Here is a 15,576-nt window from a genome sequence, read left to right on the forward strand (position 1 = left end):
GTCGTGCGGATGCCCCGGCAGGGAAGGACGGCCCCTGCGGTCATTACGGAGGAAGGGCGCATTTCCCGGCATTGGCGCGGAGCGGTGTGCATGGGGTTGCACCTTCCGTAGCGGCATGTGGTCCTGTGGACTTACGCCCCGATCCCTCGAGGAAAGGTCCCTGCTCATGCATTCGTCTTTCATGCCACCCCGCCAGGTCAAGATCGGTGACGCGGCGGCCTTCGCCGGCAGCACGCCACGGGCGATTCGCCATTACCACGAGATCGGCCTGCTCCCCGAGCCTGAGCGGGGCGGCGATGACCGCCGCCGCTACGGGTACGAGGACATGATCCGCCTGCTGTGGATTCGCAAGATGGCCGACGCCGGGATCGCCCTGGACGACATACGTGACGCCTTTACCACCGGCACGGCTTCCGCCGGTGCGGACAGCGGAGACGGTATCGAGGGCATCCTGGAGCGGTTGGAGGAAACCCTCGCCGAGCAGGAGGCGGAATTGCGGCGGCAACGGACCGCCGTGCAGCGGATGCGCACCGAAGGCAGCCGGATGGGCCTGCTCTCCGACTTCGTCACCGAACGCCTCAAGAGCCTGCCCGAGGGCTCCCTGCGTCAGGCGGACCTCGACAGCCTGCTGGTCACTGAGCGGATCTTCGGCCCGCTCGGCGCAGCCGTCCAGGCCACCCGCTTCGTCGTCCTGGCCACGCATCCCGCTCTGCGGGAGGATTCCGACCGCATCGATGACGCCGAGGAGGCACTCGATGACAGCGTCGCCGTCGATGATCCACGGGTGGCTCAAGTGGCCGTCGAGCGGCACGCCTTCGAAAGCGCCCTGCAGGCCGTCATCGAGGAGTCCGGCCTGGGTAAGGACGACGATGCCCTCTTCGACGCCTGGGACACTGTGCACCCTGCTACCGCCGATGACGGCGAGGACGAGGCCGACCTCAGCTCTGGCAGGCGGGAGGCTGACTCCATGAGCGCGTTCGAAGCCATCGGCAAGATGCCCTACGACTTCTCCCCAGCCCGCCTGCGCTGCATGGAACTGGCCGAAGAGCTATCCGCCCAAGACTCACCCGCTACCCAGAACACGGCCTAGCCGCCCGGATTCATCGGGCGGTGCACGTCGTCGTAGGCGGCGTCGGCCGCGTCGATCAGGCTCGCCCCTTCGGCCTGGAGGCCGGCGATGGCGGCGTACCAGGTGTCGAGGGTGGCCTTGCACTGGCTGACCACCTCCGCCGCCGCCGGGCTCAGCGCGGCACGCCGGTGGACCACGCCGAAGGGCACCGACACCAGCGGATCGGTTTCGATCACGACGGCACCGAGCCGCCGCGCCTGAACGGCCATCCGCAGCGGGAGGAAGGCGTGCACGCCGCCGCCGAGCACGAGCGTGAGCTGCGCGTGGCGATTGGGCATGCTCGCGATCAGCCGCGGCTCCACCCCCACATCCCGCAGCGCCGTCGCGACCCGGTCGTTCTCGCGCTGCGCCAGCGAGCAGATCGTCAGCGGCAGGTCACCGAGGGCATCGAGCGGCAGCCGCCCGGTCGGCGGCGCCGGCGAGCCCGACGGCATCACCAGCAGCAGCCGCTGCACGCCGAGCTCGACGAAGTCCAGGCTCTCGGTCGGGACGGGCCGCGTGGTGAACCCGAGCTCGTACCGGCCGGCGACGACCTCGCCGCACAGCGCCCGGACACCGGCGGCCTCGGCGATGTCCAGCCGCACGTCCGGATGCCGGGCCCGGAACGAGGTGATCCAGGAGGCGACCGCGTCGCTGGACATCTCCGGCATCGTGCCGATGGAAACGGAGCCCGCCTTGAGATCCCGGGCCCGGCTCATCGCATCTCGGGCGGCCACGACGCCGTCGAGGATCGCCCGCGCCTTCGGGACCAGCAGCGTTCCCGCCGGGGTCAGGACGAGGCTGCGCCGCCCCACGCGCTGGAACAACTCCACGCCGAGCTCGCGTTCGAGCGCCTGGATCGCCTGGGAGAGCGCCGGCTGGGAGACGTAAAGGCGCTGCGCCGCCCGGTTCAGGCCCTCGTGCTCGACCACGGCCAGGAAGTACTCGATCTGGCGCAGCTCCATCGTCCCTCCTCCGATCGTCCGGGGCCGGCGCGCTCCCGATGACGAGCCCTAACGTACGCGGTAGATGTCCGGCAGCACCCCGTCCGCCGCGACCGACCGGATCATCGCGCGGCCCAGATTCCGCTCGTGGATCGCGGAGGCGCCCTCGTAGATGCGCAGGGTGCGGACGTCGCGCCACATCCGGGGCACCGGATGCGGCCCGACGATGCCCTCCCCGCCGAGCAGCTGCACGCACCGGTCGGCGACCCTGCCGACCATCTCCGAGCAGTACAGCTTCGCCGCCGAAATCCGCTGCCGGGGAACGGTTCCGGCGTCGAACGCGCGGGCGGCGTCCAGGGCGAGGGCCCGCCCGGCCTCCATCTCCGAGTAGCACCGGCCCAGTTCGGCCTGCACGACGCCGAGATCGGCGAGCGGGGCGCCGAACTGGTGCCGCTCGCTGACGTGGCGGGTGGCCTCCTCCAGCATCCGGGTCGCCTGGCCGACGCAGGTCGCGGCGACGTGGAGCCGGGCGTGGTTGATCCCGCGCATCGCGGCCGCGAGCCCGGTGCCGGGCACCCCGCCGAGCAGCCGGTCCTCGGCGACGACCACCGACTTCAGGTCGATCTCGGCGACGGGGCCCTCGGCGTGGCCGTTCATGAGCTCCGGGATCCGGGTCGACACGCCGGGCGCGGTCCGGTCCACGATGAACGCGGACACCTCGGGGCCCTCGGCGCCGTCGGTGCGCGCGAAGACGAGCAGCGCGTCCGCCCAGTGGGCGTTGGTGATGTAGCGCTTCGACCCGTCCAGGACCCAGCCGTCGCCGGTGCGCCGGGCGACGGTCTGCACGTTGGTGGCGTCGGAACCGGCCTCCGGCTCGGTCAGCGCGAACGAGGTCACCCGCCGGCCGGCCGCCATCTCCGGCAGCATCTCGCGGCGCTGCTCCTCCGTGCCGTGGTCGAGGATCGCCTGCGAGCAGAGCCCGATCACGGTCGAGAAGCGGGACCGGTACACGCACGACGCCCTGGTGAACTCGAGCGTCAGCAGCACCTGCTGCTCCATGGTCCAGCCGAGCCCGCCGTAGGCGGGCGGGATCGAGATGCCGAAAAGCCCGAGCTCGGCCATGCGCCGCACGATCGCATCCGGAACCCGTCCCGCGGCGACCATTTCGGCCTCGGCGGGGATCAGCTCGTCGTCGGTGAACGCGGCGATCGTGCGCAAGTACGCGTCGAAGTCGGCCATGCCGGCGGCGCGGGTCATCGTTTCTCCATCCTTGGTCGCGGTTGCTCCGGCAGGGCGACGACGCCGTCGTCGGCCAGCCGGTCGATCTCGTCCTCGCTGCGCCCGAGTTCGCGCAGCACGTCGCGGGTGTGGGCGCCCAGCCGGGGCGCGGCCGACGTCCGGCCGCGGGCCGCCCCGTCGACCCGGAAGGGCGCGGCCGGGGCGTCGATCCCGAGCTCGTCCAGCTCGACGAGCAGTCCTGATGCGGCGAGGTCGGCGTCCTTCACGAGCTCGTCGAACGACCGCACCGAGCCGCACACGATCCCCCGCGAGGTCAGCAGCGCGATGGCCTCGGCGCGGGTGAGGTGGCCGAGCGCGGAGCTCAGGACTTCCTTCAGCGCCAACCGGTTCGCGACCCTCGACCCGTTGTCCGCGAAGCGCGGGTCGGTCGTGAGCTCCGGCCTGTCGATCGCCGAGCACAGCGCGGCCCACTTGGTCGCGGTGTAGGCGGAGACCACGACGGCGCCGTCGACGGTCTGCACGAGATCCGCGGCGGGTGCCACCGCGGGCTGGCCGTTGCCCGTCCGCCGGGGCGCCTCGCCGGTGAGGCGGTAGCCCGTCCACTGCGTCGACTGGGCCGCCACCACCGCTTCCATCAGCGAGGTCTCGACGACCGCGCCGTTCCCGGTGCGGCCGCGCCGGACCAGCGCGGCGAGCACCCCGGCCGCCAGAGCGTTCGCGGCCAGCACGTCGGCGACGGTGAAGCCGACGCGCTGCGGTTCGCCGTCGGCGTCGCCGGTGGTGTGCATGATCCCGAACTCGGCCTGGGCCGCGATGTCCAGCCCCGCTCGTCCCGCCGAGGGGCCACGGGTTCCGAATCCGGTGACGAACCCGTAGACGAGGTGCGGGTGGCGCGAACGCGTCCGCTCCGGCCCGATGCCGAGGCGTTCGGCCGAGCCGTGCCGGAAGTTGTGCAGCAGCACGTCCGATCCGGCGCACAGCTCGTCGAGGACTCGGAACCCCTCGGGATGCCGCAGGTCGATCGCGATGCTGCGCTTGCCGCGGTTGTTCGCGTGCAGCATCGCTTGGCCGAACGAGCCGACGGATCGCGCCTGGTCGCCGCTCGGGCTCTCCACCTTGATCACCTCGGCGCCCAGGTCGGCCAGCTGCTGGCCGGCCCCGGGAGCGGCGATGTACTGGCCCAGGTCCACCACCCGGATCCCGGTCAGCGGTGCCTCCATCACGAAGCCCTCCTCATCGCGGTCTCGGCCTCCAGGGTCCGGCGGGCGGCCTCGGGGTCCAGCAGCCGCGCGCCGATCACGGCGCACGCGCAGATGGCGATGCCGACGACGAGGAACCCGTTCGAGTAGCCCTCGGACGGCGTCGGTCCGGCTTGGACGATGAGCCCCAGCGCGTAGGGGGCGACGATTCCCGCGATGCTGTAGAACCCGATCACGCACCCGAAGAACGCGGTCCGCTGGCGCTGCGGCAGGAAGTCGGAGGCGCCCGCGAAGGCGACCGAGAACGCGACGCTGTTGATGGAGAAGGTGCAGATCACCAGCACCAGCTGGAGCGTCCCCGGCCCGACCAGCGCGAACGCGATCATGCTCAGTCCCGCGAAGACGATCAGGACGCCGCTGAGGTGACCGCGCGCGGCCCGGGAGCTCCAGCCCCGCGCGAGGAGCCGGCCGGACAGGTATCCGCTGGCGACGAGGACGACGACCGCCGTGGCGTAGGGCGCGGTGACCAGCCATCCGACGGTGGTCGGCGCGTAGCCGAGGCCTTCGCCGAGGAACGCGGGCAGCCACGAGACCTTCAGCGAGGTGATGAGGTAGCCCGCGAACGACAGCAGGCTGAGCCCCCAGAAGCTGCGCAGCCGCAGCAGCCGGAGGAACGGCACGTCGATGTGCCCGTTCGGGTCTGCCTCCGCCGCCGCAGCCGCCGGGCGCTTCCGCAGCGGCTGCCGCTCGACGTAGCACAGCCAGACGACCAGCCAGACGACGCCGACCGCGATCAGCACGAGGAACGCGGCGTGCCAGGAGTACGAGACGATCACCCACGTCAGCACCGGCGCGGAGATCAGCGGGCCGACCGAGGACCCCGCGTTCACGATCGACCCGGCGAACGCGCGCTTCTCCTTCGGGAACCGGTCGGCGACGACGCTCTGGCACAGGGCGTGCGCCGGCCCCTCGAAGAAGCCCAGCACGATCCGGGACACCAGCAGCACCCCGAACGTCGTGGGCACCGCGAGCGGCAGCATGCTGGCGATCCAGGTGAACATCAGGATGGCCGCCGCCCACTTCGCGGAGATCCAGCGCATGGCGGCGGACAACCCCACCGCTCCGACGGCGAACAACCAGAAGAACGCGCTGCCGACCAGGCCGAAGTCGCCGGCGGTCAGGCCGAGGTCGTGGCGGATCTGCTGCGCCGCCAACCCCACCGCCGCCTTGTCCGCGAAGTTCAGCGTGAAGAAGGCGAAGAGCAGGATGACGATGCCCCAGGCCTTGCGGTCCGGGCGTGGGAGCACCGGTGACACCACCGGCGTCCCGGTTTCGGCTGATGCCATGTGACCCTCCGTCACGGCCTTGACCTCGTTGACAAGCGCTGCGCAGCAACAACTCCACCGGCGATCGGCGGCACCAACAAGGCCGAATCCCGAGTCACGCTTATAGCCAGAGCCGATAATCCGCGCGACGCGCACGCCTCCCCCGCGTGCACCTTCGACATCGGGGGTGCGGGCACGTGGCCACTGAGGACGCAGGGCGGCGATTTCGCGCGAAATCGCCATCTGTGCCGGGACCGGGGACGAGCTTGCCCGCAGCCTTTCCAGAACGCCGCCCTGACATCGAGGACGCAAGAGCAGCCGAGCGGCAACGAGACGACGTCCACAAGAGACGAGACACGCAGAAACCGGAGTACCGCGGGGAAACCGGATCTGCTCGCCGCCTATCGCGGCTCGGCTCAGGGCAGGTCGGGCCAGCCGCGCGCGAGGTGGGCGAACGCGATGTCCAGGGCCGCTCGCGGGTCGGGTTCAGTGCCCGCGAGATCGGGGATTTCCAGGACGTAGCGGGCCAGCAGGCGCAGGGCGAGGTCGTCGGCGTCGCGGCCGGTTTCCTCGGCGATGACGCGGGCCAGCGCGGCTTCGCAGCTCGTCCACAACGTCCGGGCGTAGGCGCGCAGAGCCGGGGTGGCTACCACGAGTTCGGCGACTCGCCGGGCCTCGGGTCCGGGGCCGGGGACGAAAGGGCCTCGCGTGGCGAGGAAATCGCGCAGGGCATCCAGGACCGAACCGCCCTCCGGGCGGTTGCGAACGGCCGCCGCCAGGGCCGCCTCGCGCTCTCCGGCGTCGCCCAGGACCAGCGCTTCCTTCCCACCGGGGAAGTGCGCGAACAGCGTCGACACCGCCGTGTCCGCGGTGTCGGCGATCTCGGCGACGGTGACCTTGTCGAAGCCCCGTTCCAGGAACAGCCGGCGCGCGGCCGCCGAGAGCGCCTGGCGGGTGGCGGCCTTCTTGCGTTCACGCCGGTCGGACACCCGCGCCGGAGTCTGTGCCATGCCTCGATGCTACCGACGAGCAGGAGCGACTCCAAATTCGAAGTCGTTGCAAAGTCGGAACCACTTCGATTTACTGGAAAGGGTCGCGACACCGCGCCCCGAAACCGAGCCCACCGGAGCCGCCATGCCGCCCACCGCCCAGACCGCGCCGTGGGACGTCCGCCGACCACCGCGCGCCGACGGGAAGACCTTCCTGGTGACCGGCGGAAACGCCGGGATCGGGTACTTCGTCGCCGAGCAGCTGGCCGGCACCGGGGCGACCGTCGTCCTCGGCAGCCGCAACGGCACCAAGGCGAACGCCGCGATGGCATCGATCCGGTCCCGGATCCCCGATGCGCGCGTGCGCCACCTCCGCCTGGACCTCTCCGACCTCTCCTCGATCAAGTCCGCCGCGGACGAGCTCGACGCGGACGGGCTCGACGCGGTCGTCTGCAACGCCGGGATGCTGCTGGACGGGCCGCAGCGCCAGGTGACCGAGGACGGCCACGAGCTGACGTTCGCCACCAACCACCTCGGGCACTTCCTGCTGGTCGGCCACCTGGCGCCGCTGCTGGCCGCGCGCGCGGGCCGCGTGGTCACCACCGGCAGCTTCGTGGCGAAGTCGGCGAGCCTGGACCTCGCCGACCTGCAGAGCACACGGGACTACGAACCCAAACGCGCCTACGCGCGGTCGAAGCTCGCCCAGATGTTGTTCGGCTTCGAGCTCGACCGCCGCCTGCGCGCCACCGGCGGGGCGGCGCTGAGCGTGGTGAACCACCCCGGTGGCGCGCTCGACTCCCTCACCCCTTCCCGGCCGCCCGTCCACATCCGGACCACCGGTCAGCGGTTGCGGGGGCTGCCCGCCGGTCTCGCCTTGCAGGGCAAGGAAGCCGGCGCATGGCCCGCCGTTCGAGCGGCCCTGGATCCATCCGCTCGCGGTGGCCAGCTGTGGGGGCCTCGCATGTTCGGGCTTCGCGGCGAGCCGCGCAGCGAAGCCGTTCAGGGGCCGCTCGCCGACGCCGCGCTCGCCGCAGGCGTGTGGGCCGCCAGCGTGGACCTCACCGGCATCGACCCCTTCGAAGCCGTTCAGGGGCCGGCGAAGCACGGGCGGTAAGCCCGCCCTGGTCCGTCGACATCGGACAGTTCGCGAATGCTCACCCATCGCGAGCGACCTCAAGAAGATGTGATGCATTTCACGTCTGTTTTGTCCGTTTACCGGGTGTTCCCGGCCCGGCATGATGCACGCGCCAATCGCTCAACAGTGAGGAAAAGCGCGTGGGGAACACTCGGGATACCGGGTCGTGGCGGGAGCTCGGCGGTCATCTGAGCACCGCGGTCGTGCTGGCCGGCGGGGTGCTCGTCGGCGCGGTGAACATCTACGTGGCGGCGAGCCTGCTGCCGACGGCGGTCGGCGACATCGGCGGCGAGCGGCTGTACGCGTGGAACATGACGGCCTTCCTGATCGCCCAGGTGGTCGCGACGATGTTCGTGGGCCGGCTGCTCTCCCGGCGCGGCGATGTCGGCTCCTACCTGATCGGCTTCGGCGTCTTCGCCGGCGGTTCGCTGGTCTGCGCGATGGCCCCGGCGATGCCCGTGCTGCTGGTCGGCCGCGGCATCCAGGGCCTCGGCGCCGGACTGCTGACCGGCCTGGGATTCGCCATGATCCGCTCGGCGCTGCCATCCCACCTGTGGTCGCGCGGCAGCGCGTTGGTCTCCGCGATGTTCGGCGTCGGCAACTTCGTGGGCCCGGCGCTCGGCGGGCTGTTCGCGCAGTTCGGTTCGTGGCGGCTGGCTTTCGTGGTGCTGGCCGTCGTCTCGGTCGTGATGGCGGCGTTCGTGCCCAGGGCGCTCCCGCGAAGCGGACGGGACGAGCACGCGACCCCGGTACCGGTGCGCTCGCTGGTGCTGGTCGTCGCGGCCGTGGGTGCGGTGAGCGTCGCCGGGATCCTCTCGGACGTCGCCGCGATGACGGCGTTCATCCTGCTGGGACTCGCGTTGATCCTGGCGTTCCTGGTGGCGGAGAGGCGCGCGGAGGTGCGGGTCCTGCCGCGTTCGACTTTCCAGTCCGGCTCGGCGTTGCGGTGGGTCTTCCTGACCATCGTTCTGCTCGCATCCGGTGTCGCGGTGGAGACGTTCCTGCCCTTGTTCGGCCAGCACCTCGGTGGGCTGCCGCCCGTGGCGGCGGGATTCTTCGCCGCAGCACTGTCTTTCGGCTGGTCGGCGAGCCAGATCGCGAGCTCCTCGGCGAGCCGGGAGCGGACGATCCGGCGGCTCCAGGTCGCCGGCCCGGCCGCGCTCGCCGCCGGGTTCGCCGCGCTCGCCCTGCTGCAGCACGACGACGCGCCGCTGCTCGTAGTCCTCGCCTGGCTGCCCGTGCTCGTCGCCGGTGGCGCGGGAATCGGCATCGCCATGCCGCACCTGTCCGTCGCCGCCATGGCCAGCACCGATGATCCCGGCGAGGGGCGGAAAACCGCCGCCGCGATCGCGACGGTGCTGACGATGTCGACCGCCTTCGGCGCGGCGGTCGCCGGACTCCTGGTCAACCTGGGCGCGCCGTCGATGGTCGCGTCCGCCCGCTTCCTCCTGATCGGGTTCACCGCCATCGCCGCGCTCGGGATCTTCACCGCGCGACGCGCCAACGACGTCGCGTGCCGCCCGCAATTTCAATGGAAATCAGAGCTCTGATTTCCATTGAAATTGCGGCGGAGAAGGCGGACGCCCACTGATGACCAAGCCGACAACACATGACCACCCGACACGAGGAAGTTCTATGAACGACGCACAGGTTCCGATGTTCCCGATGGACCGCGCGCAGGGGTGCCCGTTCGATCCGGCGCCCGGGCTGGCGGAACGGGCGCCGGTGTCGCGGGTGAGGCTGTGGGATGGCAGCACGCCGTGGCTGGTCACCCGCTACGCGGATGTCCGGGCGCTGCTGGTCGATCCCCGCGTCAGCGTCGATGTCGCGCAGCCCGGCTTCCCGCACACCAACGCGGTGAGCAAGGCACGGGACGCGCAGATGAAGACGCTGATGCAGATGGATGCGCCCGAGCACACCGCCCAGCGGCGGTTGCTGACCCCGGAGTTCACGTCGAAGAAGATCGAGGCGTTGCGGCCCGGCGTCCAGCGGATCGTCGACGCGCTCGTCGATGCGTTGCTCGCCGGCCCGAAACCCGTGGACCTCGTGGAGGCCCTCGCGCTGCCGGTCCCCTCGCAGGTGATCTGCGAGCTGCTCGGCGTGCCCTACGCCGACCGCGATTTCTTCCAGGAGGTGGCCCGCACGCTCGTCATGGACGAGTCCGATCCCCTGCGCGCCATGGCCGCCAGCGAGGAGCTGAACGCCTACCTGGAGGAGCTGGTGGTCGCGAAGGACGCCGAGCCGGGCGAGGACCTGATCAGCAAGCTGGCCGTCGAGCACTACCGGACCGGGGAGATGACCCGGCGCGAGATCTCCGTGCTGGGACAGCTCCTCCTGGTCGCCGGGCACGACACCACCGCGAGCATGATCGCCTGGGCACCGTCGCGCTGCTGACGCACCCGGAGCAGTTCCACGCGGTCCGGGACAGCGACGATCCCGCGCTGGTGGCGAACGCGGTGGAGGAACTCCTGCGCTACCTGTCCATCACGCACACCGAGGCCCGCCGCGTCGCGCGGGAGGATCTGGAGATCGGCGGGCAGACCATCCGCGCAGGCGAAGGCATCATCGCGGTGAAGAGCACCGCCAACCGGGATCCCGCGGCATTCCCGGACCCCGATGCGCTCGACGTCCGCCGAAAGGCCCGCCACCACGTCGCTTTCGGCCACGGCGCGCACCACTGCCTCGGCCACGCGCTGGCCCGGGTCGAGCTGCAGGTCGTGTACGGCACCCTCTACCGGCGCATACCGACTCTGGAGCTGGCCGTACCACCGGAACAGCTCGTGTTCAAACAGGATGCGGTCTTCTACGGGGTGCGGGAGCTTCCCGTCACCTGGTGAGCTCCACCGCGGAAACCGGGCGGGCGGCTTCGAAAAGCCGTCCGCCCGGGACACTTCCCCATCACTTCATCTGCACGTACCCGTTGAACAACGGCTTCTGCTCGCCGTCCCGTGCGAGGACCCACGTGGTGCCGTCGTCCGGGGAGACGGGCTTCGCCCCTTCCGGCAGCCACATCCCGAACGTCCCGTTCGCGACCGGCACGTCTGACGGCTGCCCCAACGAGAAGTCGGCGATCATGGAGGCGCCCGACGGGGGCACGATGCCCACGAACGCGATCTTCCCGCCGTCCTTGCCCAATCCGGGCACCGCGAGGCGGCGAACCGGGATGGACTGGCCGACGAAGGTGTCGGTGCGCAGCCGGTGGATCTTGCCCGCGGGGTTGGCCGGATCCGGCTCCGTGGTGCAGGCCACCGCGTGCTGCGCGGTCCGGCCCAGCACCACCCGGTACGGCCCGTCCTCGACGAGGACGCCTGGCTGGTAGCCGTCCCGGTCGGCAGGCGGCTCGGCGAGCCCGCCCAGGCATTCGCCGAGTGCCCTGCCCGCCGGGGAAGTCCGGTCCCCGGCGCGGTCGATCAGGCTGAGCAGCGGCGCCGGCGGCGCGGGCAGTTCGGCGCGAGGCCAGATGACGTTCTCCGTGCCCCTACCCGGCAGTTCCGGCTCGCCCTGCCCCGGCAGTTCCGGCGTACCCCCGCCCGGCTGTTCCGGCGTACCCCCGCCCGGCAGTTCCGGTTCGCCCTGACCCGACGGCTCCCGCTTGCCCCGACCCGGCTGTTCCGGCTTGTACTCGTCCAGCCGTTGCGCCCAGAGCCGGGTGGTCGCCGGGTTCGTCAGCGTGAAGCTGGTGAACTGCCGCGTGTTCGTCGCGACGTCGCTCTCCGAAACACCCAAGCCGTCCGGCATGGACAGCATGATCCGGGGCCACGTGGGATCGGCGACGCCGGCGGCCACCCCGGTGCTGGTGTGGAGCAGCAGCGCGGTGCGGCTTCCGGCGGCGTAGGAGGGTTCCGCGTTCGGGTCGGACATCGTCACCGTCGTCGACGTCGTCTCGCAGAAGACGGGCTTGCCGCCCGCGGTGAACGCGGCAACGACATCGTCGCCCTGCGCCGTGATGGACGCGTCGACCCATTCGCTCCGATCCGGCACCTGGCCGGTCTTGCCCGCGGCGCGAACCGCGTCCCAGCACCGGTCGAGCGTCCTGGTCGTAGCGTCGGGCGGCGCGGCGGCGGGCGTCTCGACGAGCTGCGAGCGGGCGACCTGCACACCGATCACGGCACCGGCGGCGAGCAGGACGACCGCGGCCGAAGCCGCCACCACCCGGCCGCGGTGGCGCGCCGACATCCCGGCCTCGACCCTGCCGCGCAACCGGGCGCGGACCTCGGGCGGGAGTTCTCGTCGCGGGGGAAGCCGTGGCTCGTCGTTCATTTCTCCTCCACCAGGTCGCGCAGCTGGGCCTTCGCCCGGGACAGATGCGAACGAACGGTGACCTCGGCGACCTTGAGCAGCGCCGCCGCATCCGCGATCGACAGGTCGCCGAGCAGGCACAGCTCGACGACCTGCCGCTGCGCTCGCGGCAGCGTGCGCACGGCATCGATCACCTGCTTCAGCCTCGCCTCGCCGTCGAGTTGGTCGGCGACGGCGTCGGCGTGGTCCGACACCACGTCCGGTTCGGGAATTCGGCGCAGCAGCCGCAACCGCCGGCTCGCTCCCCGGCGCTCCGTTCGCGCGAGGTTCCCGGCCACCGTGTAGAGCCACGGCAGCAGGCTGTCCCGCACCAGAACGACCTCGGCGCGCTTGCGCCAGGCGATGAGGAAGGTGTTCGACGTCAGGTCTTCGGCGGCGCTCCAGGAACCCGTCAGCCGGTAGGCGTGGTTCCACACCGCTTGCACGTGCCGCTCGAACAGGACGCCGAAGGCCCCGTCGTCGTCGCGTGCCGCGCGCGCCCAGAGGTCACCGTCTTCGAGGTCGCCGGCTGACTCCGCCGACGACCTCGCTCCGGTCCATTGCATGGTCACACCCCTCAGTGGCCGGCAACGGCGGAAGTGTTGTCGCGGTCGGCCGGAAGGGAGGCGGCGGTCCGTTCAGGGAACGAGGACGATCTTGCCGACCGCGTGCCCGTTCTCGACCTGGGCGAGGGCTTCGCCGGCTTCGTCGAGCGGCCGGACCTGCGTGACGTGCGGGTCCAACGCCTTCGTCGCGACCAGCCGGGCGAGCTCGGTGAGGACGGCCGTGCTCCGGTCCCGTTCGACCTCCCCGCCGCCGAGCTCGCGGGCCAACGGCTTGTCGGCCACCGAGCGCAGCTTGGAGCGGTCCGCGACCAGACCCGCCACGGTGCGCAGGGCCTCGCCACCGACGAGGTCGAAGACGGCGTCGACCCCGCCCGGCGCGGCGGCGCGCACTCGATCCAGCACACCGTCGCCGTAGGCGACCGGGACGGCCCCGAATCCCGCGACCAACTCGTGCTTGGCCGGGCTGGCGACCCCGACGACGTTGATCCCCCGGGCTCGCGCGAGCTGCACGACCGGAATCCCGACGCCGCCGCCGGCCCCGTTGACCAGCAGCGTCGCCCCGGCATCCAGGCCGAGGTTCTCCAGCGCGTCGTGCGCGGTGCCGGCCGCCACGGGCAGCACCGCGGCCTCCTCCGGCGACACCTCGCCCGGTCGATGCGCCGCGAACGACGCGGTGACCAGCGCCTGCTCGGCCCAGCCGCCGACCATCCCGGGGCAACCGCCGAACACCTCGTCGCCGACCGAGAACCCCTCGACCCCGGACCCGAGCGCGGTGACGGTCCCCGCCACTTCGCGACCCAGCACGGCGGGCCCGGCCACGCCGTAGGAGCCCTCACGAAGCCGCCAGTCGCCCGGGTTCACGCCCGCCGCGCGCACCTGGACGAGCAGCTCGCCCGGGCCAGGAACAGGCACCGGGACATCGAGGAAGGTTTCCTTCTCCGGCCCACCCGCTGCAGAAAATCCGTACGCCCGCATGCCCACTCCCCTTCACCGTCCCCTCCAACGTACTAAGGGATTGCAGAGGGGCTGTCCAGTTTTGGGCTCTGTCGCACTTTCGGTGGTGACGGAGTGCCCGAGTTTCAGGCGAGCAGGATGCGGTGGCGGAGGAGCTTGAAGCCTGCGCGGCCGTAGGTTTGTCGTTTGAGCATTTTCGTTTTGGTATTGACGCCTTCGGTCCGTCCATTGTGGTGTGTCAGGGTGAGTGCGGCGGTGACGGCGGCGAGGTCCTGATCAAGTCCGCGGGTGAAGGAATGCACGTGGGGCAGGTCCATAGCGCGGGCACGGGTGATCCACTTCCGTAACCGGTCGTCGTTGTCGTCGGCGGGTTTGAGTAGTGCGGCGAAGGAACCGATGAGCGTGGCCAGTTCGGTGATTTCGGGGCAGGCCGCGGTGAGGCGATCGCGGGTGGCAGTCTGCTCTGTGGTCAGGTTCTGTGACTCGGTCAGCAGCAGGCGGGTGGCCCGGCGGGGTGAGAGGTGGGGCTGGTCGTCGAGGTGTCGTCCCTGGTTGAGGTAGCGGTAGAGCAGGTTCGAACTGCCCTGATAACCCAACTCACGAATCTCACCGAGCAGTTGCGTGACCGGCACGCCCGGGTCCTCGGCTCGGCGGGTGCGGAGGTGGTCGCGGTAGGGGTCGACCAGGGTGGGCCGGTATTTCGGGACGCGCTGGATCCGTTCCGGGGTCTCGGCACGGGCATAACGCTTGACCGTGTTGAGGACCAGCCCGAGACGGCGGGAGCAGTCCAGCAGACCCACCCCTGCGTCGAGCAGTTCGTGGATCTGTTGCCAGCGCTGGAGGGTGGTCTCGGCCAACCGTCCCTGCCGCAGTCCGGTCGCGCCGGCCCAGCAGTGACTGTGGGCGGCGACTTCCTTGCCGGCGGCCTCGGCCAGCCCGTGCCAGAGATGCCACCGGTCGGCTACCTGCACCGCGCCGGGCAGTGCGTCGCGCACGGCCTGCGCGTAGGTGGTCGATCCGTCCCGGCAGACGACCTCGACCCCGGGATGGGCCCGCAGCCACTCGGTGACGACCTTCGCACCCCGGCCGGGCAACACGTCGACCCTCCGGCCGGTGTCGGCGTCGATGAGCACGGTGGCGTAGTCCTGACCCCTGCGCAGCGCGAAATCATCAATGCCCAGCACCCGCGGCACCCGCAGCGCCGGCAGCGGGATGCCCAGCAGGGTGCGCAGTGCGGTGTCCCGGCCGACGTCCATGCCCAGGGCCGGCAGTAGCCGGGCTGAGGCACGGCCGGCGAGTTCCCGCACCGTGGCCCGGATCTGCTCGGTCAACCTGATCGTGCGCCGCTGATACCGCTGCAGCAGGCCGGGAACCTGTTCCCGGAACGTCCGCCGCGTACAGTCCGCGACATCGCAGCGCATTCGTCGGATACGCACGCGCAGCAGCACCCGGCGACCATCGAGGGGCACGTCGGCCGGGGTCCGCTGGTGATAGGCGTGCAGCCGCGTGGTCGGGGTCGCACACCCCGGGCATTCCACCGCACCGCCCCGCGTCGCCGCCCGCACCACGATCATCTCACCGGCGTCCTCCACATCCTCGATCACCAGCGCCGCTAAACCCGAAAACACTACGCTGGCAAGGACTTTCACATCAAGCACACTTGATCATGGCAAACCCCGCACGCACGACAGGCAGCACCACCGAAAGTGCGCCAGAGCCGCAGAACTTACAGTCCCATTGCAGAAAATCAACTCGCTGATTTCGGCTTTGTGTTTGGTGTGGGGTTGAGGCTGGTTGCTAGCGCGGTGAGGTCTGGCGCGGAATAGAGCCGTTGTTCGG

The 15,576-nt window shown here is 71.0% G+C and carries 12 protein-coding genes and 1 pseudogene; 4 read left to right on the plus strand and 9 right to left on the minus strand.

Features of this window, described 5'->3' with window-relative positions; all coding sequences use genetic code 11:
• Positions 1-181 precede the first annotated feature (181 nt).
• On the plus strand, positions 182-1,090 hold the full coding sequence (locus AC07FN_RS34615; protein WP_478399422.1) for a MerR family transcriptional regulator: 909 nt from the start codon (positions 182-184) through the stop codon (positions 1,088-1,090).
• Here AC07FN_RS34615 and AC07FN_RS34620 read toward each other — a convergent pair.
• From AC07FN_RS34620 to AC07FN_RS34640, 5 genes are all read right to left on the minus strand, one after another.
• Positions 1,087-2,073 (minus strand): LysR family transcriptional regulator, encoded by a 987-nt coding sequence (locus AC07FN_RS34620; RefSeq protein WP_478399423.1) that lies wholly within the window; start codon positions 2,071-2,073, stop codon positions 1,087-1,089. The two genes, AC07FN_RS34615 and AC07FN_RS34620, sit on opposite strands and share 4 nt — an antisense overlap.
• A 48-nt stretch (positions 2,074-2,121) precedes the next feature.
• Entirely contained in the window at positions 2,122-3,309 is a 1,188-nt protein-coding gene (locus tag AC07FN_RS34625) for an acyl-CoA dehydrogenase family protein (protein ID WP_478399424.1), read from the minus strand.
• Positions 3,306-4,511: a CaiB/BaiF CoA transferase family protein gene (locus AC07FN_RS34630; protein WP_478399434.1), complete on the minus strand. Its 1,206-nt coding sequence runs from the start codon at positions 4,509-4,511 to the stop codon at positions 3,306-3,308. Before AC07FN_RS34630 ends, AC07FN_RS34625 begins: the two co-directional genes overlap by 4 nt.
• On the minus strand, positions 4,511-5,836 hold the full coding sequence (locus AC07FN_RS34635) for an MFS transporter (RefSeq protein ID WP_478399425.1): 1,326 nt from the start codon (positions 5,834-5,836) through the stop codon (positions 4,511-4,513). The genes AC07FN_RS34630 and AC07FN_RS34635 overlap by 1 nt, the downstream gene beginning before the upstream one ends.
• 395 nt (positions 5,837-6,231) lie before the next feature.
• Positions 6,232-6,825 carry a TetR/AcrR family transcriptional regulator gene (locus tag AC07FN_RS34640; protein ID WP_478399426.1) on the minus strand — a complete coding sequence of 198 codons (594 nt, stop codon included), beginning with the start codon at positions 6,823-6,825 and terminating at the stop codon, positions 6,232-6,234.
• 124 nt (positions 6,826-6,949) lie between these two features.
• Between AC07FN_RS34640 and AC07FN_RS34645 the strand changes: the two genes are divergently transcribed.
• The 3 genes and pseudogenes from AC07FN_RS34645 (at position 6,950) to AC07FN_RS34655 (ending at position 10,776) form a co-directional block, all read left to right on the plus strand.
• The gene (locus tag AC07FN_RS34645) at positions 6,950-7,918 is read left to right on the plus strand and encodes an SDR family NAD(P)-dependent oxidoreductase (RefSeq protein WP_478399427.1); all 969 of its coding nucleotides are present in this window, start codon (positions 6,950-6,952) and stop codon (positions 7,916-7,918) included.
• A 161-nt stretch (positions 7,919-8,079) separates the two neighbouring features.
• Complete coding sequence (locus AC07FN_RS34650) at positions 8,080-9,489, plus strand: MFS transporter (protein ID WP_478399428.1); 1,410 nt, start codon at positions 8,080-8,082, stop codon at positions 9,487-9,489.
• 85 nt (positions 9,490-9,574) lie between these two features.
• Positions 9,575-10,776: pseudogene (locus AC07FN_RS34655) on the plus strand (cytochrome P450).
• Positions 10,777-10,837: 61 nt separating this feature from the next.
• Here AC07FN_RS34655 and AC07FN_RS34660 read toward each other — a convergent pair.
• The 4 genes from AC07FN_RS34660 to AC07FN_RS34675 form a co-directional block, all read right to left on the minus strand.
• Positions 10,838-12,199 carry a hypothetical protein gene (locus AC07FN_RS34660; RefSeq protein WP_478399429.1) on the minus strand — a complete coding sequence of 454 codons (1,362 nt, stop codon included), beginning with the start codon at positions 12,197-12,199 and terminating at the stop codon, positions 10,838-10,840.
• Positions 12,196-12,783 carry an RNA polymerase sigma factor gene (locus AC07FN_RS34665; RefSeq protein WP_478399430.1) on the minus strand — a complete coding sequence of 196 codons (588 nt, stop codon included), beginning with the start codon at positions 12,781-12,783 and terminating at the stop codon, positions 12,196-12,198. Before AC07FN_RS34665 ends, AC07FN_RS34660 begins: the two co-directional genes overlap by 4 nt.
• Before the next feature lie 72 nt (positions 12,784-12,855).
• Entirely contained in the window at positions 12,856-13,758 is a 903-nt protein-coding gene (locus AC07FN_RS34670; protein WP_478399431.1) for an NADP-dependent oxidoreductase, read from the minus strand.
• A gap of 104 nt (positions 13,759-13,862) precedes the next feature.
• Positions 13,863-15,395, minus strand: coding sequence for an ISL3 family transposase (locus AC07FN_RS34675; RefSeq protein WP_478399432.1), 1,533 nt, complete (start codon positions 15,393-15,395; stop codon positions 13,863-13,865).
• Positions 15,396-15,576 lie beyond the last annotated feature (181 nt).

The organism is Saccharopolyspora sp. NPDC045941, assembly GCF_056431445.1.